Genomic DNA, 18,369 nt, shown 5'->3' with positions numbered 1-18,369 from the left:
TCATGCTGCGACTTTTATTTAGTGCAGCATACCTTCATTTACTTCGAAGAGTAATTCTTCCATTTGCTGATAAGCGTTTTCACAACCCGGAATATTGAATAGCACCATAAGCACGACCCACTTTAAATCTTCCAGCTCGAACTCGGCAGTGTCTAATGCTAATACTCTTTCAATGACCATTTCACGGGTTTCGAGGTTTAGCACCTGAATCTGTTCCAGGAACAGTAAAAACCCCCGACAAGATGCATCAAGTCGCTGACATTCTTCTGCGGTATACATACGCATAGAAAGCGGGTCAGCAGCCAATTGCATGGGTTCAGCAAGACCATCTTGATAGTCAGCCAACTTTTCAAGCCACACAAGCGCGTTATAAATGTCTTCGTGATCAAAACCAGCATCGGAGAGATCACGCGTCAATTTATCTTGATCAACTCGCATTTCCACTTCGTTATGGATGTAGGTTTCAAATAAGTACATTAGTACGTCGAACATGGCATGCCCTCCTTAATCGGACATAGCCGCCGGGTACAGCTGCGATCCACCCTGCTAACTCCAATTCGAGCAGTTGAGCTACTGTCACTGGCACAGGTTGGCCGGCACGTTCAGCGACGACGTCAACAGGTGTAACCTCATCTCCTACGTTAGCCAACAGCTCAGGAAATGGCAATGTACGATCCCCTTCATTCTGTGAATATATTAGTGCTTTGTGAGGAAAAGGGAGCCAATGCAGTTCACTTTCCAGATGCTCGAGGATGTCTGAGGGATGGCTCACCAGTGTTGCGCCCTGCTTTATCAACCAGTGTGGCCCCTCACTACCTGGGCTTCCGACCGCCCCCGGTAATGCAAATAATTCCCTACCTTGTTCAATTGCATAACGAGCAGTGACCAGTGATCCACTCCGCTCGCTGGCTTCCACAACAAATACAGCTCGACTCAACCCACTGATAATACGGTTTCTGCGAGGGAAATTACCCGGCCATGGCGTAGTTTCGAGGGGGAATTCTGAGATGACCGTGCCACCTTCAGCAACAATCTGCTCGGCCAATGATTTATGGCGTTTAGGATAAATACTGGCCAGACCATTTCCCAATACCGCCACTGTCTTTCCGTGACAACTCAACGCCGTGCGATGAGCAACTGCATCTATGCCCAGCGCCAAACCACTGGTTATCGTCAATCCTGCGATGGCAAGGGGTTCACAAAACATCCTGCACCAACGCTCCCCATACAAAGAAAGATTACGGCTGCCCACCACAGCGAGTTGATTACTGGAAAGAAGCTCAATATTGCCCGCGACAAATAGCGCTGCGGGGTAACAATCTATTGCCCGCAACTGTTCAGGGTAATTGTCGTCATCTGCTGTGAGAAGATAGTGGTTGGGTTCTTCAAGCCATAACAACCCTTTTTCTATTTCCCTGTCACTACACTCCCTAAATTGGGCAATCTGGCGGGTTGATAAACCGGCTTGAGTTAGCGAAGCAATCGAGCATCCTGGCTCGTTCAATAAGAAATGGGCAATTTTTAATAACTTATCACCGCTCAAATTTTGCACTGCCATCAGGCGTAACCAGATCTCTTTTAATGGCACAGCATCCTCCTGCCATAAGCGATAAATGCAATCCTTGCGATTGGTCACTGATGCTGTCAATCAGGCCTGGAAATGTCTAGAATAGAGGTATTAATCTTTCTATCAATTGAACACAGCTCTGGATATTTATGTCAGTTTTGCAGGTATTACATTTTCCGGACGAGCGCCTTCGCACTGTAGCGACGCCGGTCAAAGAGGTGAATGCGGAGATTCAGCGGATTGTCGATGACATGTTTGAGACAATGTACGCTGAGGAAGGTATTGGCCTTGCAGCAACGCAGGTGGATATCCATCAACGTATTATTGTGATTGATGTTTCTGAAAACCGCGATGAGCGCCTGGTTTTAATCAACCCTGAGCTGCTGGAAAAAAGCGGTGAAACGGGTATCGAAGAAGGTTGTCTTTCTATTCCAGAACAACGTGCGTTAGTTCCTCGTGCAGAGCGCGTCAAAATTCGAGCGCTGGACCGTGAAGGCCAACCGTATGAATTGGAAGCTGACGGTCTACTCGCTATTTGTATTCAGCACGAGATGGACCACTTGGTTGGCAAACTGTTCGTCGATTATCTGTCACCGTTGAAACGTCAGCGCATTCGTCAGAAACTGGAAAAAATGGCTCGTCTGAACAAGAGCGCCTAACCCATCATAAAAGGGAATAATGTGTCTGATTCACTGCGTATTATTTTCGCGGGTACTCCTGACTTTGCAGCGCGTCATCTTGACGCGCTGTTGTCTTCTCAGCACCAGGTCGTTGGCGTATTTACACAGCCAGACAGACCTGCGGGGCGCGGCAAAAAGCTGATGCCAAGCCCGGTGAAGGTGCTGGCGACAGAAAAGAATATCCCCGTTTTTCAGCCCGCCTCGTTGCGCCCTGTAGAGAATCAGGAATTGGTTTCCAGCCTGAATGCCGATGTGATGGTCGTCGTGGCTTACGGTTTGATTCTTCCAAAAGCCGTCCTCGATATGCCACGCATGGGCTGTATAAATGTGCATGGTTCGCTGCTGCCACGCTGGAGAGGTGCGGCACCGATTCAACGTTCATTGTGGGCTGGTGATGCCGAAACAGGCGTCACCATTATGCAAATGGATGTTGGTCTGGATACGGGCGATATGCTGTTAAAACTTGCCTGCCCAATTGAAGCCACTGATACCAGTGCAACACTATACGATAAGCTGGCAAACCTTGGCCCTGAAGGTTTATTGGAAACGTTAAACCAACTGGCAACTGGCTGTGCACATCCAGAAGTTCAAAACGAAGAGTTGGTGACTTACGCCGAGAAACTCAGCAAGGAAGAAGCGCGTATTGACTGGACACTTTCTGCTGAACAGCTGGAACGTTGCATTAGGGCATTTAATCCATGGCCAATGAGTTGGTTGGAAATCGATGAGCAACCGGTAAAAATCTGGCAAGCTTCAGTGATTAATCAACACACTAAAGCTACCCCCGGAACCATTATCGAAACCAATAAACAAGGTATTCAGGTGGCGACTGGTGAAGGGATTTTAAATCTGGAATCACTTCAGCCCGCTGGAAAGAAAGCGATGAAAGCTCAGGATCTCCTGAACTCTCGGAGTGAATGGTTTAAGCCAGGTACACTCCTCGCGTGATAAAAGAAATTCTTTGCGCCCAGGCCAAACACCTGGGCATTTTTGTTTTTAAGCGCCGGAAAACCAGAGCGTGGTTATGAAAAAAACACTAAATCTTCGCAGTATGGCCGCCCAAACGATTGAACAAGTTGTGGAACAAGGTCAATCGCTCAGCAATGTACTGCCAGCGATGCAACACAAAGTCTCTGATAAAGATAAAGCACTACTTCAAGAGCTCTGCTTTGGCGTATTGCGCACATTACCGCAACTTGAATGGCTGGTCAGTAAGTTGATGTCCCGCCCAATGACCGGCAAGCAACGCACCATCCACTATTTGATTATGGTGGGTTTTTATCAGCTGCTTTATACCCGTATTCCGGCCCATGCTGCTTTGGCGGAGACGGTTGAAGGGGCGGTTGCTATTAAGCGTCAGTCACTAAAAGGTTTGATTAACGGTGTCCTGCGCCAGTTCCAGCGTCAACAGGAAGAATTGATGGCTGAAGCTTCGAAACACGAAAGCCGTTTCTTACACCCCGCCTGGTTGCTGCAACGTCTGAAAAAAGCTTATCCAAATCAATGGCAATCCATTGTCGAGGCCAATAATCAGCGCCCACCAATGTGGCTGCGTGTTAATCGTCAGCACAAGACGCGTGAAGAGTGGTTAGCATTACTGGCTGAAAGCGGGCTGGAAGGCCATGTTCATCCGCAGTATCGCGACGCGGTCCGCCTTGAGACTCCAGCCCCCGTCCATGCCTTACCGGGATTTGAGCAAGGTTGGGTTACTGTTCAGGATGCCTCAGCGCAAGGTTGTGTTGATCTGCTTGATCCACAAAATGGCGACACGATCCTCGACTTATGTGCGGCACCTGGCGGCAAGACGACCCATATTTTGGAAGCAGCACCTAAAGCTCGTGTATTAGCTGTAGACATTGACGAACAACGTCTGAAGCGAGTGCATGAAAACTTGCAGCGCTTGGGTATGACGGCTGAAGTTAAATCAGGAGATGGGCGTTTTCCTGAACAATGGTGTGGTCAGCAACAGTTTGACCGAATTCTTCTTGATGCACCTTGCTCAGCTACCGGTGTTATTCGCCGCCATCCCGATATCAAGTGGCTGCGTCGTGACAGGGATATTGCTGAATTAGCCGCATTGCAAAAAGAGATTCTCGAAGCTATTTGGCCAAGACTCAAATCAGGCGGCACACTGGTTTATGCGACTTGCTCTATTCTGCCGGAAGAAAACTCGCAACAGGTAGCTGCATTCCTGGCGCATCATCCTGAAGCGAAACTGGTTGAAACCGGGACGCCTGAAAAACCAGGGCTCCAGAATCTCCCCTCACAAGAAGAGGGTGATGGCTTCTTTTACGCTAAGCTAATTAAAAGCTGATTCAGTCATGCTGAATCTTAGGTTTCATCACCACTGAAGCTATAAACAATGAAAATAATAATTCTGGGTGCGGGCCAGGTTGGCGGTACCCTGGCAGAAAATCTGGTGGGTGAAAACAACGATATTACGGTTGTGGATACTAACCAGGATCGCCTACGCAGTTTGCAAGATAAGTTCGACTTACGCGTCGTACAAGGGCACGGCTCGCATCCTCGCGTTTTACGGGAAGCGGGCGCGGATGATGCTGATATGTTGGTCGCAGTGACCAGCTCAGACGAAACGAATATGATTGCCTGTCAGGTTGCATATTCGCTTTTTAATACTCCAAACCGTATTGCACGTATCCGTGCCCCAGATTATGTACGGGATGCAGAACGTTTATTTAACGCTGAAGCAGTGCCAATTGACCATCTTATCGCACCTGAACAATTGGTTATCGATAATATTTATCGTCTTATTGAGTACCCAGGTGCACTACAGGTTGTCAATTTTGCCGAAGGGAAAGTCAGCCTGGCCGTGGTGAAAGCCTATTATGGTGGCCCGCTTGTAGGCAATGCACTATCAACTATGCGTGAACATATGCCGCATATTGAAACCCGTGTTGCTGCAATTTTCCGACACGACAGGCCTATTCGTCCGCAAGGTTCAACCATTGTTGAAGCTGGAGATGAAGTATTCTTCATTGCCGCTTCGCAGCATATCCGAGCGGTAATGAGCGAATTGCAGCGCCTCGAGAAACCCTATAAACGCATCATGCTGGTCGGTGGTGGGAATATTGGGGCCGGTCTCGCGCAGCGACTTGAAAAAGATTACAGCGTAAAACTCATTGAACGTGATGCGCAACGCGCCGCAGAGCTGGCCGAAATGTTGCAAAACACCATCGTTTTCTACGGTGACGCCTCCGATCAAGAGCTGCTAGCCGAAGAACATATTGAACAAGTCGATTTGTTTATTGCCGTCACCAACGACGATGAAGCAAATATTATGTCCGCGATGCTGGCAAAGCGCATGGGGGCCAAGAAAGTGATGGTGCTCATCCAGCGTAAAGCCTACGTGGATCTGGTTCAAGGCAGCGTGATTGATATAGCAATATCACCGCAACAAGCCACTATTTCGGCTTTACTCGGCCACGTACGTAAAGCCGATATCGTCGGTGTCTCCTCCTTGCGTCGAGGTGTAGCTGAAGCGATTGAAGCCGTTGCTCATGGTGATGAAAGCACTTCGCGTGTTGTCGGTCGTTCAATCGATGAAATAAAACTTCCTCCAGGGACCATTATTGGCGCGGTTGTTCGCGGCAATGACGTCATGATAGCTAATGACAATTTACGCATTGAACAGGGCGACCATGTAATTATGTTCCTGACAGATAAGAAATTTGTCAGCGATGTAGAACGTTTGTTCCAGCCAAGTCCTTTCTTCCTGTAATCTATTTGGGCGGAGAATTTCTCCGCTCCATTATTATCACCATCAAAAACCATCATATTATTAAGGAATTGGCGCTAAATTCTTATTACCTGATGTAATGGCAATCGAGTCATCATTTGTTAGACTTATTAGCGTCAGCCAGTACAAGGAGAGAAAAATGAACATGTTAAAAGAATTCCGCGAATTTGCGATGCGCGGAAACGTTGTGGATTTGGCAGTGGGTGTAATTATCGGGGCAGCATTCGGGAAAATTGTTTCGTCACTTGTAGCGGATATTATTATGCCGCCACTGGGATTGCTGATTGGTGGGGTTGATTTTAAACAATTCGCTTTAACCCTACGACCTGCAGCAGGTGATATTCCAGCAGTAGTTATGCATTACGGTGTCTTTATTCAGAACATCTTCGATTTTGTGATTGTTGCCTTCGCCATTTTCCTGGCAATCAAAGCAATTAACCAACTGAACCGTAAGAAAACAGAAGAACCTGCAGCACCACCGGCACCAACTAAAGAAGAAGTATTACTCAGCGAAATCCGCGACCTGCTAAAACAGCAGAATGAGCGAATTTAATTGCGCTAATTAAAAGAGGAAGGCCAGTGGTAAAAAAGCTATTTGCTTGTTTACCACTGGCCTCCCAGTTATCCTTTTTGCCATATTTTGCAGTACGCTGATAACTTCCCTTTCCTTTCTTGTTCTTCTCAACTCGTTGACGAAACAGCGGATCATGTAACAAAGCCTCTATGGCATTATCCTTTATGGTCCCTTTCTTATGCTGATACTTACTCATATAAACTCCAAATGATTAAAATAACGGCGCAAGTGTATGCCTGCCGTTGGTGGATCGCAATTATTCTTTACGCTGACTCGCCCCTTGCTCAAGTGCCTCAAGAATTGAACAATATGCGCTGCTGTGGGCACTTCCACAACATGCATCATTCAGCCTCTGCAACGATCGTCGCATATGCTGAAGTTCTTTTATTTTGGACTCCACTTCTACGAGTCTCGATTGCACGATACTCTTTGATTCCTGACACGTGTGATGTTCGGGATCAATTCGGATCGATAGCAATTCACGAATCGTTTCTAGTGTAAAACCTAACTGTTTTGCGTATCTAATGAACTTTAGACGCTGCAAATCACTTTCAGTATAAAGCCGAAAACCACCCTCCGTTCTGACCTCATGATCCATCATTTTCTGCTTTTCATAATAACGTATGGTATCGGGCGTAACATCCGCCAGTCTGGCCAACTCTCCAATACGAAACATGATCATTTAATCCTCATCAATTTTATGAAGTAATTTGTCTGCATACTCTCCGTGCAGAAAATCAGTGCTCATACCAGCCTGCTGCAGTTTTAGCTCAAGTAATGACAGTTTCTTGCTTATAGCCTCGTACTCAGAATCTTCGCGGTCAATAGTCCGGAGAAGGTCATTGAGTTCAATGGCATCTTTCCGCTGTTGGAGAGCTGGAGGCAAACAACCTGCATTTTTCAAAATGCGCCAGGCGACTCGCAGTTCAGGCGGTATAAATGAATCATCATCAAGTTTTAGAGGAGCACCAGAACCCGCCAGCGAGTCAAACTCACCATTGCGTTGTGCATCGAGAATATGACGTTCTGACAATTGATCAAGTAACCACATAATGTATGTCAGCGTTTACCAAAGATGAAACTAAGATACGATGAATTGGTGCAGGAAGGGAAATTACAGATATAAAAAAACCGGGCAAGCCCGGTTTTTTCACGTTACTACAGATTACTCTGCAGCAGCTTCTGTTTGAGACTCGGCGCGATCAACCAGCTCGATGTAAGCCATCGGAGCATTATCACCTGCACGGAAGCCACACTTAAGAATACGAGTGTAACCACCAGTACGGGCTGCAAAACGCGGACCCAGTTCATTAAACAGTTTTGCCACGATCTCGTTATCACGAGTGCGGGCGAATGCCAGACGACGATTAGCAACGCTATCAGTCTTGGCAAGAGTAATCAGCGGCTCAACTACGCGACGCAGCTCTTTCGCTTTAGGCAGAGTCGTCTTGATGATCTCATGACGAACCAGTGAACCTGCCATATTGCGGAACATAGCCTGGCGATGGCTGCTGTTGCGGTTCAGTTGACGACCACTCTTACGATGGCGCATGACCTTATCCTTCTCAGTAAAACCTTAACCTGTGATCCGGTTACTCGTCAGCGATGCTTGCCGGTGGCCAGTTTTCCAGGCGCATGCCCAGAGACAAACCACGGGAAGCCAGCACGTCTTTAATCTCGGTAAGAGATTTTTTACCCAAGTTAGGCGTTTTGAGCAGCTCAACTTCGGTACGCTGTACCAGATCACCGATATAGTGGATAGCTTCTGCCTTAAGGCAGTTAGCAGAGCGGACAGTCAATTCCAGATCGTCAACAGGGCGCAGCAAGATCGGATCGAATTCTGGTTTCTCTTCTTTAACTTCCGGCTGACGTACATCACGTAAGTCAACGAAAGCTTCAAGTTGTTCAGCCAGAATGGTCGCCGCACGACGAATCGCCTCTTCAGGATCGATTGTACCGTTGGTTTCCATTTCGATGACCAGCTTATCCAGGTCGGTACGCTGTTCTACACGCGCAGCTTCAACATTGTAGGCAATTCGCTCTACAGGGCTGTAGCAGGCGTCGACCAGCAGACGGCCGATTGGGCGCTCATCTTCTTCCGAATGAATTCGGGCAGAGGCCGGCACATAACCGCGACCGCGCTGAACTTTGATACGCATACTAATAGATGCGTTCTCATCGGTCAGGTGGCAGATCACATGCTGCGGCTTGACGATTTCGACATCACCATCATGGGTGATGTCGGCTGCAGTCACAGGGCCAATGCCAGACTTATTCAGAGTAAGAATTACATCATCTTTACCTTGAACTCTTACCGCCAGCCCTTTCAGGTTGAGCAGGATTTCCAGGATATCTTCCTGAACGCCTTCTTTGGTGCTGTACTCATGTAGTACACCATCAATCTCAACCTCAGTCACCGCGCAACCCGGCATCGATGAGAGCAGAATACGGCGCAGTGCATTACCAAGAGTATGGCCAAAGCCACGCTCTAAAGGCTCAAGGGTCACCTTGGCGTGCGTCGAACTCACTTGCTCGATATCTACCAGGCGCGGTTTTAGAAACTCTGTCACAGAACCCTGCATTGTGTCCTCTCTTTGGTACTAAGCTTTACTTGGAGTAAAGCTCGACGATCAGGTGTTCGTTAATGTCCGCGGACAGATCAGTACGCTCAGGCTTACGCTTGAACACACCTTCCATCTTAGCAGCATCAACTTCCAGCCAGGTTGGCTTTTCACGCTGTTCAGCCAGCTCCAGAGCGGCCTTCACGCGAGATTGCTTTTTGGCTTTCTCACGGATGCTAACTACGTCATTCGGAGTTACCTGATAAGAAGCGATGTTAACAACGCGACCATTTACCATTACTGCTTTGTGGCTAACGAGCTGACGTGATTCTGCACGAGTAGCACCGAAGCCCATACGGTAAACAACGTTGTCAAGACGGCCTTCCAGAAGAGCCAACAGGTTTTCACCGGTGTTGCCTTTCAGACGAGCGGCTTCTTTATAGTAGTTACGGAACTGACGCTCCAGAACACCGAACATGCGGCGAACTTTTTGCTTTTCACGCAACTGCACACCATAGTCAGACAGACGCGGTTTACGCGCACCGTGCTGGCCAGGAGCTTGTTCAATTTTACACTTGGTATCGATCGCGCGAACGCCAGACTTAAGGAATAAGTCGGTGCCCTCACGACGGCTCAGCTTGAGCTTAGGACCCAAATATCTTGCCATTTTCTTTCTCCAACAAACCTAGAAAACGTAAGCGTTATACGCGACGTTTTTTCGGCGGACGACAACCGTTGTGAGGGATCGGAGTCACATCAGTAATATTAGTGATGCGGAAACCAGCGGCGTTCAGAGCACGAATGGTAGATTCGCGGCCTGGACCCGGTCCCTTAACCATAACTTCAAGGTTCTTGATACCGTATTCTTTCACAGCTTCTGCGCAACGCTCTGCTGCAACCTGAGCTGCGAACGGAGTAGATTTGCGAGAGCCACGGAAACCGGAACCACCGGCAGTTGCCCAACCCAAAGCGTTACCCTGACGATCAGTAATAGTAACGATTGTGTTGTTGAAAGAAGCATGGACATGAGCCACGCCGTCAGAGACTTGTTTTCTTACACGCTTACGTGCACGAACTGGTGCCTTTGCCATTATTCAATCACCCCGATTATTTCTTGATCGGTTTGCGCGGACCCTTACGGGTACGTGCGTTGGTCTTCGTACGCTGACCGCGCACTGGCAGACCACGACGATGACGCAAACCGCGATAGCAACCAAGGTCCATCAGACGCTTGATGCTCATACTCACTTCACGGCGTAGATCACCTTCAACGACAAATTTGGCAACTTCGTCACGCAGCGTGTCGATTTGTTCTTCAGACAGCTCTCTGATCTTAACATCTTCAGCGATACCCGCCGCGGCACAAATGGCCTTTGAGCGAGTCTTGCCAACACCGTAAATCGAAGTTAAAGCGATCACGGTATGTTTTTGATCAGGAATGTTAATGCCTGCTATACGGGCCACTATGCACTCCTACTATTTAGATTATGCGTTCCATACCGAAAAGCCCGTTTTCAGGATACTCAAATGGAAACGCATAGACATACAAAAGATTGGCTGGCTAATCTAGCCAGCTCAACCCAACTTTGCAAGAAAAATATGCGAGATAATCAGCCTTGACGCTGTTTATGCTTCGGTTCGGCGCTGCAAATCACGCGAATAACACCGTCACGCTTAACGATTTTGCAGTTACGACATAATTTCTTGACGGAAGCACGAACTTTCATTTTTACTCTCCGTAACTTCTCAAGCGACTATTAACGGCCGTAGCCTTTCAGATTCGCTTTCTTCAATGCAGACTCGTACTGACTAGACATCATCAGAGTTTGCACTTGAGCCATAAAGTCCATGATAACCACGACAACAATGAGCAGTGAGGTTCCACCGAAGTAGAAAGGCACTTTCATTGCATCACGCATGAACTCCGGGATTAGGCAGATAAAGGTAATATACAACGCACCAACCAAGGTCAGGCGGGTCATCACTTTATCAATATACTTCGCCGTTTGTTCTCCCGGACGAATTCCTGGTACAAATGCACCGGACTTCTTCAGGTTATCTGCTGTTTCACGCGGGTTGAAAACCAACGCCGTGTAGAAGAAACAGAAGAAGATGATTGCAGACGCATAGAGTAACACATAAAGCGGTTGCCCAGGCTGCAAATACAGCGAAATTGTAGTCAGCCAGTTCCAACCGGTACCGCCCCCAAACCACGATGCAATCGTCGCTGGGAACAGAATAATACTGGAAGCAAAAATTGCTGGAATAACACCAGCCATATTCACTTTCAGCGGTAAATGCGTGCTCTGCGCAGCATAGACACGACGACCTTGTTGACGTTTCGCGTAGTTTACCACAATGCGGCGTTGACCACGTTCAACAAAAACAACGAAGAAGGTCACTGCGAATACTAGTACTGCAACCAACAGCAACAGGAGGAAGTGCAGGTCGCCTTGCCTTGCTTGTTCGATAGTATGGCCAACGGCCGGCGGCAATCCCGCAACAATACCAGCGAAGATTATGATTGAGATACCGTTACCGATACCACGTTCAGTAATCTGTTCACCAAGCCACATCAGGAACATAGTCCCTGTGACAAGGCTCACAACAGCGGTGAAATAGAATGCAAAGCCTGGATTTAACACCAGGCCCTGCATACCAGGCATATTCGGTAAACCGGTAGCAATACCGATTGACTGGAATATTGCCAGCACCAGAGTGCCGTAACGGGTGTACTGGCTGATCTTACGACGACCAGACTCCCCTTCTTTCTTCAACTCTGCTAACGCTGGATGAACCACCGTTAACAGCTGGATAATAATCGATGCCGAAATATACGGCATGATACCCAATGCAAAGATAGAAGCACGGCTGAGAGCACCACCAGAGAACATGTTAAACATTTCAATGATAGTGCCTCGCTGTTGCTCAAGCAGTTTGGCAAGTACAGCGGCATCAATACCAGGGATCGGAATAAAAGAGCCAATACGGAACACAATCAGCGCACCGATAACAAACATCAGTCTGCGTTTCAGCTCGCCAAGCCCGCCTTTAGCACTTTGAAAATCTAATCCCGGTTGCTTTGCCATCTGCTACTTATTCCTCGATTTTACCGCCAGCAGCTTCGATAGCAGCACGAGCGCCTTTAGTGACACGCAGACCGCGAACAGTTACCGGACGAGAAACCTCGCCAGACAAGATCACTTTCGCGAACTCGATCTGGATACCGATAATGTTTGCCGCTTTCAGCGTGTTCAGGTCAACTACGTCGCCTTCAACTTTCGCCAGATCAGAGAGACGAATCTCACCAGTGATCATTGCTTTGCGAGAGGTGAAACCGAATTTCGGCAGACGACGGTACAACGGCATCTGGCCACCTTCGAACCCACGACGTACGCCACCACCAGAACGAGAGTTCTGACCTTTGTGACCACGACCGCCGGTTTTGCCGAGACCAGAACCGATACCACGACCCAGACGCTTGGAAGCGTGCTTAGACCCTTCGGCCGGAGACAGAGTATTTAAACGCATCTCTTACTCCTCAACTTTAACCATGTAGGAAACCGCGTTGACCATACCACGTACAGCAGGAGTATCCTCGCGCTCTACGGTGTGGCCAATACGACGCAGACCCAGGCCAAGCAGCGTTGCCTTGTGTTTCGGCAAACGACCGATCGCACTGCGGGTTTGTGTAATTTTAATAGTCTTTGCCATGGTCAATTACCCCAGAATTTCTTCAACGGATTTACCACGCTTGGCAGCGACCATTTCCGGAGACTTCATATTCGCCAGGCCATCAATAGTTGCACGAACCACGTTAATCGGGTTGGTGGAACCATATGCTTTAGCCAAAACGTTATGAACTCCAGCGACTTCCAGGACGGCGCGCATTGCACCACCGGCGATAATACCGGTACCTTGAGAAGCCGGCTGCATGAACACACGAGAACCTGTGTGCACACCTTTAACAGGGTGCTGCAGGGTGCCGTGGTTCAGCGCGACGTTAATCATGTTGCGACGGGCTTTTTCCATCGCTTTCTGGATAGCTGCTGGAACTTCACGCGCTTTTCCGTAACCAAAACCAATGCGACCGTTACCATCGCCAACCACTGTCAGAGCAGTGAAGGAGAAAATACGACCACCTTTAACGGTTTTAGATACGCGATTTACCGCGATCAGCTTTTCCTGCAGTTCGCCAGCTTGTTTTTCGATGTGAGCCATCTTACACCTCTACCTTAGAACTGAAGGCCAGCATCACGGGCAGCATCTGCCAGTGCCTGGACACGACCATGATATTGGAAACCAGCACGGTCAAAGGATACTTTCGTAATGCCTTTTTCCAGTGCGCGCTCTGCAACAGCTTTACCCACAGCTGTAGCGGCGTCTTTGTTTCCAGTGTACTTCAGTTGCTCAGCGATAGCTTTCTCTACAGTAGATGCAGCTACCAGGACTTCTGAACCGTTCGGTGCGATAACCTGTGCATAAATATGACGAGGCGTACGGTGAATCACCAGACGAGTCGCACCCAGTTCTTTGAGCTTGTGACGTGCGCGGGTCGCACGACGGATACGAGCAGATTTCTTATCCATAGTGTTACCTTACTTCTTCTTAGCCTCTTTGGTACGCACGACTTCGTCGGCGTAACGAACACCCTTGCCTTTATAAGGCTCAGGACGACGGTAGGCGCGCAGATCAGCAGCTACCTGTCCAATCATCTGCTTATCAGCGCCTTTCAGCACGATTTCAGTTTGAGTTGGACATTCAGCAGTGATTCCCGCTGGCAGAGCATGTTCAACAGGGTGGGAGAAGCCCAGGGCCAAACTCACCGCATTGCCTTTAACTGCTGCGCGATAACCTACACCAACCAGCTGCAGCTTCTTAGTGAAGCCTTCGGTAACACCGATAACCATTGCATTTAACAGCGCACGAGTGGTACCCGCTTGGGCCCACGCGTTTGCAAAGCCTTCGCGCGGAGCGAAAGTCAGTGCATTATCAGCGTGTTTAACTTCAACAGCATCGTTGATTGTACGAGTCAGCTCGCCGTTTTTACCTTTGATCGAAATAACCTGACCGTTGAGTTTTACCTCTACGCCAGCAGGAATAACGACCGGTGCTTTAGCAACACGAGACATTTTATTCCTCCAATTAGGCTACGTAGCAGATAATTTCGCCACCAAGACCAGCTTGGCGCGCTGCACGATCAGTCATAACACCTTTAGAGGTAGAAACGACAGCAATACCCATACCGGCCATAACTTTAGGCAGCTCATCTTTTTTCTTATAGATGCGCAGACCTGGGCGGCTGACTCGCTGAATGCTCTCTACCACAGCCTTGCCCTGGAAATACTTTAGAGTCAGTTCCAGTTCAGGCTTGATGTCGCCTTCAATTTTAAAATCTTCAATATAGCCTTCTTCTTTCAGCACGTTGGCAATTGCCAATTTCAGCTTGGAGGAAGGCATGGTGACCGCAACTTTATTCGCGGCTTGACCGTTACGGATACGGGTCAGCATATCCGCGATCGGATCTTGCATGCTCATCTGTCTTTACTCCCGTGATTCAATTGGATATTACCAGCTAGCCTTTTTCAAGCCAGGTACTTCACCGCGCATAGCGGCTTCACGAAGCTTAATACGGCTCAACCCGAATTTGCCCACATAACCATGCGGACGACCAGTTTGGCGGCAGCGGTTACGCTGACGGGACGGGCTGGAATCACGCGGCAGAGACTGCAGCTTAAGAACCGCATCCCAACGATCTTCGTCGGATGAGTTCACACCAGAGATGATAGCTTTCAATTCCTCGCGTTTAGCGCGGTATTTGTCGGCCAGTTTCACGCGAACGACTTCGCGTGCTTTCATCGATTGCTTAGCCATTAGTAACCCTACCTTACTTACGGAATGGGAAGTTAAAGGCAGCCAGCAGAGCACGGCCTTCATCATCAGATTTCGCAGTAGTGGTAATGGTAATATCCAAACCACGAACGCGATCGACTTTGTCATAGTCGATTTCTGGGAAGATGATCTGCTCACGGACACCCATGCTGTAGTTACCACGGCCATCGAATGACTTAGCGGACAAGCCACGGAAGTCACGGATACGTGGTACAGCAATGGTGATCAGGCGCTCAAAGAACTCCCACATGCGTTCGCCACGCAGAGTTACTTTACAGCCGATCGGATAGCCCTGACGGATTTTGAAGCCTGCAACTGATTTGCGTGCTTTGGTGATCAACGGCTTTTGACCGGAGATTGCTGTCAGATCTGCTGCTGCATTATCCAGCAGTTTCTTGTCAGCGATCGCTTCACCAACACCCATGTTCAGGGTGATCTTCTCGACCCGAGGGACTTGCATGACAGAATTGTAGTTAAACTCAGTCATGAGTTTTTTAACTACTTCGTCTTTGTAGTAATCATGCAGTTTCGCCATCGTACTACTCCAAATTACTTGATAGTTTCGCTGTTAGATTTGAAGAAACGGACTTTTTTGCCCTCTTCGAATCTAAAGCCTACACGGTCAGCCTTGCCGGTTGCTGCATTGTAGATTGCAACGTTAGAAACTTGAATTGCAGCTTCTTTTTCAACGATGCCACCTGGTTGGTTCAGGGCCGGAACCGGCTTCTGATGTTTCTTAACCAGGTTAATACCTTCAACAATGAGCTTGCCGGAAGACAAGACATTCTTAACTTTACCGCGCTTACCTTTATCTTTACCGGTTAACACGATAACTTCGTCATCACGACGGATTTTAGCTGCCATGATTCGCTCCTTAGAGTACTTCTGGTGCCAGAGAGATAATTTTCATGAACTTCTCATTACGCAGTTCACGAGTTACCGGCCCAAAAATACGCGTGCCGATTGGCTGCTCGCTGTTATTGTTTAAAATAACGCATGCATTACCATCGAAGCGAATGACAGAACCGTCCGGGCGACGAACGCCCTTCTTGGTGCGCACCACTACCGCTTTCAGGACATCGCCTTTCTTCACCTTACCACGCGGAATTGCTTCCTTGATGGTAATTTTGATGATGTCGCCGACGCCTGCGTAGCGACGGTGCGAGCCACCCAGAACCTTGATACACATTACGCGACGCGCGCCGGAGTTGTCGGCCACGGTCAGCATAGTCTGTTCTTGGATCATTTCAGTGCTCCGCTAATGTCAACTACTACTTCGGGACCCATAATTAGGTCGTTAAAAAGCCCCATAAACGAGGGCGCGGCATTATAACACCGGTTCCTGAATATGGGTAGAAAAAATAAACGGCTCATTTTCTGAGCCGTTTATTCGTTAGAGAACGAGTACTGTATTACAGAACCGCTTTCTCTACAACGCGAACAAGTGTCCAGGACTTAGTCTTAGACAATGGACGGCATTCGCGGATTTCAACCACGTCACCGATACCACATTCATTGTTCTCGTCATGTACGTGCAGTTTGGTCGTACGTTTGATGAATTTACCGTAAATCGGGTGTTTCACCACACGTTCGATAGCAACAACGATGGATTTCTCCATTTTGTCACTAACAACGCGACCTTGCAGAGTACGGATTTTATCGGTCATTACGCACCCGCCTTCTGAGTCAATAAAGTCTTAACACGAGCAACATCACGACGCACTTGCTTCAGCAGGTGAGTCTGTTGCAGCTGGCCACTTGCCGCTTGCATACGCAGATTGAACTGCTCACGCAGCAGATTCAGCAGCTCGGTGTTCAGCTCTTCAACACTCTTTTCACGCAGCTCTTTTGCTTTCATTACATCACCGTCTTAGTTACAAAGGTGGTTTTGATCGGCAGTTTCGCTGCTGCCAGCTTGAAGGCTTCACGGGCCAGCTCTTCTGGTACGCCATCCATTTCATAGAGGACTTTACCAGGCTGAATCAAGGCAACCCAATACTCTACGTTGCCTTTACCTTTACCCATACGCACTTCAAGCGGCTTTTCGGTGATCGGTTTGTCCGGGAATACACGGATCCAGATCTTACCCTGACGCTTAACTGCACGGGTCATTGCACGACGTGCTGCTTCGATCTGACGTGCAGTCAGACGACCACGGCCAACAGCTTTCAGACCGAAAGTGCCGAAGCTAACATCCGTACCGGCAGCCAGACCACGGTTGCGGCCTTTGTGCACTTTACGGAATTTTGTACGCTTTGGTTGTAACATCAGCGACTCTCCTTACTTACGGCCTTTACGCTGCTGCTTTTTAGGTTGAGCAGCCGGTTCCGGTTGTTCAACAGCAGCCATCCCACCCAAGATCTCACCTTTAAAGATCCACACTTTAACGCCGATTACACCATAAGTGGTGTGCGCTTCAGAGGTGTTGTAGTCAATGTCAGCACGCAGTGTGTGCAACGGCACGCGACCTTCACGGTACCATTCGGTACGTGCGATCTCGGCGCCGCCCAGACGGCCGCTAACTTCAACTTTGATACCTTTAGCGCCCAGACGCATGGCATTCTGTACAGCACGCTTCATAGCACGACGGAACATAACGCGACGTTCCAGCTGAGAAGTGATGCTGTCAGCAACCAGTTTTGCGTCCAGTTCAGGCTTACGAACTTCGGCGATATTGATCTGTGCAGGAACGCCAGCGATATCCGCTACGACCTTGCGCAGTTTTTCTACGTCTTCGCCTTTCTTACCGATTACGATGCCAGGGCGAGCAGTGTGAATAGTCACACGGATGCTCTTAGCTGGACGCTCGATAACGATACGAGATACAGACGCCTTCGCCAGTTCCTTTGTCAGGTACTGACGAACTTTAAAATCGCTGTCCAGGTTGTCAGCGAATTCTTTGGTGTTCGCAAACCAAGTAGAGTTCCATGGTTTTACAATACCCAGGCGAATACCATTAGGATGTACTTTCTGACCCATTGCTAGTCTCCAGAGTCTCAGCGATCGGACACAACCACAGTAATGTGGCTGGTGCGCTTCAGGATGCGATCTGCACGACCTTTTGCACGCGGCATAATGCGCTTCATGCTTGGGCCTGCGTCTACGAAGATTTTCGCGACTTTCAGATCGTCAATGTCAGCGCCATCGTTGTGTTCAGCGTTAGCAATGGCAGATTCCAGAACTTTCTTAACCAATACAGCCGCTTTCTTGTTGGTGTAGGTCAAAATTTCCAGTGCCTGCGACACTTTCTTACCGCGAATAAGGTCAGCAACAAGGCGAACCTTTTGAGCAGAAGAACGAGCGTGGCGATGTTGAGCTAAAGTTTCCATCTCTTCCTC

The 18,369-nt window shown here is 48.6% G+C and carries 32 protein-coding genes; 5 read left to right on the top strand and 27 right to left on the bottom strand.

Annotated features, from left to right (window positions below; all coding sequences use genetic code 11):
• Positions 1-18: 18 nt before the first annotated feature.
• Together smg and dprA are read right to left on the bottom strand one after the other, a co-directional pair.
• Positions 19-492 carry a DUF494 family protein Smg gene (smg, locus tag RHD99_RS02010; protein ID WP_183273276.1) on the bottom strand — a complete coding sequence of 158 codons (474 nt, stop codon included), beginning with the start codon at positions 490-492 and terminating at the stop codon, positions 19-21.
• Positions 464-1,588: a DNA-protecting protein DprA gene (gene dprA, locus RHD99_RS02005; protein ID WP_309877291.1), complete on the bottom strand. Its 1,125-nt coding sequence runs from the start codon at positions 1,586-1,588 to the stop codon at positions 464-466. Before dprA ends, smg begins: the two co-directional genes overlap by 29 nt.
• Before the next feature lie 128 nt (positions 1,589-1,716).
• Between dprA and def the strand changes: the two genes are divergently transcribed.
• From def to mscL, 5 genes are all read left to right on the top strand, one after another.
• Positions 1,717-2,226 (top strand): peptide deformylase, encoded by a 510-nt coding sequence (def, locus tag RHD99_RS02000; protein ID WP_139883347.1) that lies wholly within the window; start codon positions 1,717-1,719, stop codon positions 2,224-2,226.
• A gap of 21 nt (positions 2,227-2,247) precedes the next feature.
• Entirely contained in the window at positions 2,248-3,195 is a 948-nt protein-coding gene (gene fmt / locus RHD99_RS01995; RefSeq protein WP_309877290.1) for a methionyl-tRNA formyltransferase, read from the top strand.
• 76 nt (positions 3,196-3,271) lie between these two features.
• Positions 3,272-4,561 (top strand): 16S rRNA (cytosine(967)-C(5))-methyltransferase RsmB, encoded by a 1,290-nt coding sequence (gene rsmB, locus RHD99_RS01990; RefSeq protein WP_309877289.1) that lies wholly within the window; start codon positions 3,272-3,274, stop codon positions 4,559-4,561.
• Between the two features lie 48 nt (positions 4,562-4,609).
• Complete coding sequence (gene trkA, locus RHD99_RS01985) at positions 4,610-5,986, top strand: Trk system potassium transporter TrkA (protein WP_183273272.1); 1,377 nt, start codon at positions 4,610-4,612, stop codon at positions 5,984-5,986.
• Between the two features lie 157 nt (positions 5,987-6,143).
• Positions 6,144-6,557 (top strand): large-conductance mechanosensitive channel protein MscL, encoded by a 414-nt coding sequence (mscL, locus tag RHD99_RS01980; RefSeq protein ID WP_309877288.1) that lies wholly within the window; start codon positions 6,144-6,146, stop codon positions 6,555-6,557.
• Here the strand turns inward: mscL and RHD99_RS01975 are convergent.
• The 25 genes from RHD99_RS01975 to rplV all read right to left on the bottom strand — a co-directional run bounded on the left by RHD99_RS01975 (position 6,511) and on the right by rplV (position 18,360).
• Entirely contained in the window at positions 6,511-6,774 is a 264-nt protein-coding gene (locus tag RHD99_RS01975) for an alternative ribosome-rescue factor A (RefSeq protein WP_309877287.1), read from the bottom strand. The genes mscL and RHD99_RS01975 overlap by 47 nt on opposite strands.
• A gap of 60 nt (positions 6,775-6,834) precedes the next feature.
• Positions 6,835-7,254, bottom strand: a complete 420-nt coding sequence (gene zntR / locus RHD99_RS01970) for a Zn(2+)-responsive transcriptional regulator (RefSeq protein WP_183273282.1) — start codon at positions 7,252-7,254, stop codon at positions 6,835-6,837.
• Between the two features lie 6 nt (positions 7,255-7,260).
• On the bottom strand, positions 7,261-7,629 hold the full coding sequence (locus RHD99_RS01965) for a DnaJ family domain-containing protein (protein ID WP_183273269.1): 369 nt from the start codon (positions 7,627-7,629) through the stop codon (positions 7,261-7,263).
• Between the two features lie 114 nt (positions 7,630-7,743).
• Positions 7,744-8,130, bottom strand: a complete 387-nt coding sequence (gene rplQ / locus RHD99_RS01960; RefSeq protein WP_034461760.1) for a 50S ribosomal protein L17 — start codon at positions 8,128-8,130, stop codon at positions 7,744-7,746.
• A gap of 40 nt (positions 8,131-8,170) precedes the next feature.
• Positions 8,171-9,160, bottom strand: coding sequence for a DNA-directed RNA polymerase subunit alpha (locus RHD99_RS01955; protein WP_034461761.1), 990 nt, complete (start codon positions 9,158-9,160; stop codon positions 8,171-8,173).
• 25 nt (positions 9,161-9,185) lie between these two features.
• On the bottom strand, positions 9,186-9,806 hold the full coding sequence (gene rpsD, locus RHD99_RS01950) for a 30S ribosomal protein S4 (RefSeq protein ID WP_034461762.1): 621 nt from the start codon (positions 9,804-9,806) through the stop codon (positions 9,186-9,188).
• Between the two features lie 34 nt (positions 9,807-9,840).
• On the bottom strand, positions 9,841-10,230 hold the full coding sequence (rpsK, locus tag RHD99_RS01945) for a 30S ribosomal protein S11 (RefSeq protein ID WP_004138423.1): 390 nt from the start codon (positions 10,228-10,230) through the stop codon (positions 9,841-9,843).
• 16 nt (positions 10,231-10,246) lie between these two features.
• Positions 10,247-10,603 (bottom strand): 30S ribosomal protein S13, encoded by a 357-nt coding sequence (rpsM, locus tag RHD99_RS01940; protein WP_034461763.1) that lies wholly within the window; start codon positions 10,601-10,603, stop codon positions 10,247-10,249.
• Positions 10,604-10,749: 146 nt separating this feature from the next.
• A complete protein-coding gene (gene rpmJ / locus RHD99_RS01935) occupies positions 10,750-10,866 on the bottom strand; it encodes a 50S ribosomal protein L36 (RefSeq protein ID WP_000868187.1) in 117 nt (38 codons plus the stop codon).
• Between the two features lie 30 nt (positions 10,867-10,896).
• Positions 10,897-12,228, bottom strand: a complete 1,332-nt coding sequence (gene secY / locus RHD99_RS01930; protein WP_034499015.1) for a preprotein translocase subunit SecY — start codon at positions 12,226-12,228, stop codon at positions 10,897-10,899.
• A 7-nt stretch (positions 12,229-12,235) separates the two neighbouring features.
• Positions 12,236-12,670, bottom strand: a complete 435-nt coding sequence (gene rplO, locus RHD99_RS01925; RefSeq protein WP_034461765.1) for a 50S ribosomal protein L15 — start codon at positions 12,668-12,670, stop codon at positions 12,236-12,238.
• A gap of 3 nt (positions 12,671-12,673) precedes the next feature.
• Complete coding sequence (gene rpmD / locus RHD99_RS01920) at positions 12,674-12,853, bottom strand: 50S ribosomal protein L30 (protein WP_004846568.1); 180 nt, start codon at positions 12,851-12,853, stop codon at positions 12,674-12,676.
• Positions 12,854-12,859: 6 nt separating this feature from the next.
• Positions 12,860-13,360 (bottom strand): 30S ribosomal protein S5, encoded by a 501-nt coding sequence (rpsE, locus tag RHD99_RS01915; RefSeq protein WP_034461766.1) that lies wholly within the window; start codon positions 13,358-13,360, stop codon positions 12,860-12,862.
• 14 nt (positions 13,361-13,374) lie between these two features.
• On the bottom strand, positions 13,375-13,728 hold the full coding sequence (gene rplR, locus RHD99_RS01910) for a 50S ribosomal protein L18 (protein ID WP_034461768.1): 354 nt from the start codon (positions 13,726-13,728) through the stop codon (positions 13,375-13,377).
• Positions 13,729-13,737: 9 nt separating this feature from the next.
• On the bottom strand, positions 13,738-14,271 hold the full coding sequence (rplF, locus tag RHD99_RS01905) for a 50S ribosomal protein L6 (protein WP_034461769.1): 534 nt from the start codon (positions 14,269-14,271) through the stop codon (positions 13,738-13,740).
• Between the two features lie 13 nt (positions 14,272-14,284).
• Positions 14,285-14,677, bottom strand: a complete 393-nt coding sequence (gene rpsH / locus RHD99_RS01900; protein ID WP_034461770.1) for a 30S ribosomal protein S8 — start codon at positions 14,675-14,677, stop codon at positions 14,285-14,287.
• A 30-nt stretch (positions 14,678-14,707) separates the two neighbouring features.
• The gene (gene rpsN / locus RHD99_RS01895; RefSeq protein WP_034499021.1) at positions 14,708-15,013 is read right to left on the bottom strand and encodes a 30S ribosomal protein S14; all 306 of its coding nucleotides are present in this window, start codon (positions 15,011-15,013) and stop codon (positions 14,708-14,710) included.
• A 13-nt stretch (positions 15,014-15,026) separates the two neighbouring features.
• Positions 15,027-15,566: a 50S ribosomal protein L5 gene (rplE, locus tag RHD99_RS01890; protein ID WP_064561109.1), complete on the bottom strand. Its 540-nt coding sequence runs from the start codon at positions 15,564-15,566 to the stop codon at positions 15,027-15,029.
• A gap of 14 nt (positions 15,567-15,580) precedes the next feature.
• On the bottom strand, positions 15,581-15,895 hold the full coding sequence (gene rplX / locus RHD99_RS01885; protein WP_309877286.1) for a 50S ribosomal protein L24: 315 nt from the start codon (positions 15,893-15,895) through the stop codon (positions 15,581-15,583).
• Positions 15,896-15,905: 10 nt separating this feature from the next.
• On the bottom strand, positions 15,906-16,277 hold the full coding sequence (gene rplN, locus RHD99_RS01880; RefSeq protein WP_008457164.1) for a 50S ribosomal protein L14: 372 nt from the start codon (positions 16,275-16,277) through the stop codon (positions 15,906-15,908).
• A 166-nt stretch (positions 16,278-16,443) separates the two neighbouring features.
• Positions 16,444-16,698, bottom strand: coding sequence for a 30S ribosomal protein S17 (gene rpsQ, locus RHD99_RS01875; RefSeq protein ID WP_008457160.1), 255 nt, complete (start codon positions 16,696-16,698; stop codon positions 16,444-16,446).
• Positions 16,698-16,889 (bottom strand): 50S ribosomal protein L29, encoded by a 192-nt coding sequence (gene rpmC / locus RHD99_RS01870; protein ID WP_008457158.1) that lies wholly within the window; start codon positions 16,887-16,889, stop codon positions 16,698-16,700. The genes rpsQ and rpmC overlap by 1 nt, the downstream gene beginning before the upstream one ends.
• Positions 16,889-17,299: a 50S ribosomal protein L16 gene (rplP, locus tag RHD99_RS01865; RefSeq protein ID WP_008927134.1), complete on the bottom strand. Its 411-nt coding sequence runs from the start codon at positions 17,297-17,299 to the stop codon at positions 16,889-16,891. Before rplP ends, rpmC begins: the two co-directional genes overlap by 1 nt.
• A gap of 12 nt (positions 17,300-17,311) precedes the next feature.
• The gene (gene rpsC, locus RHD99_RS01860) at positions 17,312-18,010 is read right to left on the bottom strand and encodes a 30S ribosomal protein S3 (protein ID WP_006817277.1); all 699 of its coding nucleotides are present in this window, start codon (positions 18,008-18,010) and stop codon (positions 17,312-17,314) included.
• Positions 18,011-18,027: 17 nt separating this feature from the next.
• The gene (rplV, locus tag RHD99_RS01855; protein WP_183273267.1) at positions 18,028-18,360 is read right to left on the bottom strand and encodes a 50S ribosomal protein L22; all 333 of its coding nucleotides are present in this window, start codon (positions 18,358-18,360) and stop codon (positions 18,028-18,030) included.
• Between the last annotated feature and the right edge of the window lie 9 nt (positions 18,361-18,369).

Origin of the sequence: Buttiauxella selenatireducens (genome assembly GCF_031432975.1) — a bacterium.
In the GTDB taxonomy this organism is placed as follows: Bacteria; Pseudomonadota; Gammaproteobacteria; order Enterobacterales; family Enterobacteriaceae; genus Buttiauxella; species Buttiauxella selenatireducens.
This window is presented reverse-complemented; position numbering and strand designations above follow the sequence as displayed.

Excerpts from the sequence above, each read along its gene's own strand:
- smg (WP_183273276.1), bottom strand. The coding sequence starts at position 492 with ATGTTCGACGTACTAATGTACTTATTTGAAACCTACATCCATAACGAA.
- def (WP_139883347.1), top strand. The coding sequence starts at position 1,717 with ATGTCAGTTTTGCAGGTATTACATTTTCCGGACGAGCGCCTTCGCACT.
- rsmB (WP_309877289.1), top strand. The coding sequence starts at position 3,272 with ATGAAAAAAACACTAAATCTTCGCAGTATGGCCGCCCAAACGATTGAA.
- trkA (WP_183273272.1), top strand. The coding sequence starts at position 4,610 with ATGAAAATAATAATTCTGGGTGCGGGCCAGGTTGGCGGTACCCTGGCA.
- mscL (WP_309877288.1), top strand. The coding sequence starts at position 6,144 with ATGAACATGTTAAAAGAATTCCGCGAATTTGCGATGCGCGGAAACGTT.
- RHD99_RS01975 (WP_309877287.1), bottom strand. The coding sequence starts at position 6,774 with ATGAGTAAGTATCAGCATAAGAAAGGGACCATAAAGGATAATGCCATA.
- zntR (WP_183273282.1), bottom strand. The coding sequence starts at position 7,254 with ATGTTTCGTATTGGAGAGTTGGCCAGACTGGCGGATGTTACGCCCGAT.
- RHD99_RS01965 (WP_183273269.1), bottom strand. The coding sequence starts at position 7,629 with ATGTGGTTACTTGATCAATTGTCAGAACGTCATATTCTCGATGCACAA.
- rplQ (WP_034461760.1), bottom strand. The coding sequence starts at position 8,130 with ATGCGCCATCGTAAGAGTGGTCGTCAACTGAACCGCAACAGCAGCCAT.
- RHD99_RS01955 (WP_034461761.1), bottom strand. The coding sequence starts at position 9,160 with ATGCAGGGTTCTGTGACAGAGTTTCTAAAACCGCGCCTGGTAGATATC.
- rpsD (WP_034461762.1), bottom strand. The coding sequence starts at position 9,806 with ATGGCAAGATATTTGGGTCCTAAGCTCAAGCTGAGCCGTCGTGAGGGC.
- rpsK (WP_004138423.1), bottom strand. The coding sequence starts at position 10,230 with ATGGCAAAGGCACCAGTTCGTGCACGTAAGCGTGTAAGAAAACAAGTC.
- rpmJ (WP_000868187.1), bottom strand. The coding sequence starts at position 10,866 with ATGAAAGTTCGTGCTTCCGTCAAGAAATTATGTCGTAACTGCAAAATC.
- secY (WP_034499015.1), bottom strand. The coding sequence starts at position 12,228 with ATGGCAAAGCAACCGGGATTAGATTTTCAAAGTGCTAAAGGCGGGCTT.
- rplO (WP_034461765.1), bottom strand. The coding sequence starts at position 12,670 with ATGCGTTTAAATACTCTGTCTCCGGCCGAAGGGTCTAAGCACGCTTCC.
- rpmD (WP_004846568.1), bottom strand. The coding sequence starts at position 12,853 with ATGGCAAAGACTATTAAAATTACACAAACCCGCAGTGCGATCGGTCGT.
- rpsE (WP_034461766.1), bottom strand. The coding sequence starts at position 13,360 with ATGGCTCACATCGAAAAACAAGCTGGCGAACTGCAGGAAAAGCTGATC.
- rplR (WP_034461768.1), bottom strand. The coding sequence starts at position 13,728 with ATGGATAAGAAATCTGCTCGTATCCGTCGTGCGACCCGCGCACGTCAC.
- rplF (WP_034461769.1), bottom strand. The coding sequence starts at position 14,271 with ATGTCTCGTGTTGCTAAAGCACCGGTCGTTATTCCTGCTGGCGTAGAG.
- rpsH (WP_034461770.1), bottom strand. The coding sequence starts at position 14,677 with ATGAGCATGCAAGATCCGATCGCGGATATGCTGACCCGTATCCGTAAC.
- rpsN (WP_034499021.1), bottom strand. The coding sequence starts at position 15,013 with ATGGCTAAGCAATCGATGAAAGCACGCGAAGTCGTTCGCGTGAAACTG.
- rplE (WP_064561109.1), bottom strand. The coding sequence starts at position 15,566 with ATGGCGAAACTGCATGATTACTACAAAGACGAAGTAGTTAAAAAACTC.
- rplX (WP_309877286.1), bottom strand. The coding sequence starts at position 15,895 with ATGGCAGCTAAAATCCGTCGTGATGACGAAGTTATCGTGTTAACCGGT.
- rplN (WP_008457164.1), bottom strand. The coding sequence starts at position 16,277 with ATGATCCAAGAACAGACTATGCTGACCGTGGCCGACAACTCCGGCGCG.
- rpsQ (WP_008457160.1), bottom strand. The coding sequence starts at position 16,698 with ATGACCGATAAAATCCGTACTCTGCAAGGTCGCGTTGTTAGTGACAAA.
- rpmC (WP_008457158.1), bottom strand. The coding sequence starts at position 16,889 with ATGAAAGCAAAAGAGCTGCGTGAAAAGAGTGTTGAAGAGCTGAACACC.
- rplP (WP_008927134.1), bottom strand. The coding sequence starts at position 17,299 with ATGTTACAACCAAAGCGTACAAAATTCCGTAAAGTGCACAAAGGCCGC.
- rpsC (WP_006817277.1), bottom strand. The coding sequence starts at position 18,010 with ATGGGTCAGAAAGTACATCCTAATGGTATTCGCCTGGGTATTGTAAAA.
- rplV (WP_183273267.1), bottom strand. The coding sequence starts at position 18,360 with ATGGAAACTTTAGCTCAACATCGCCACGCTCGTTCTTCTGCTCAAAAG.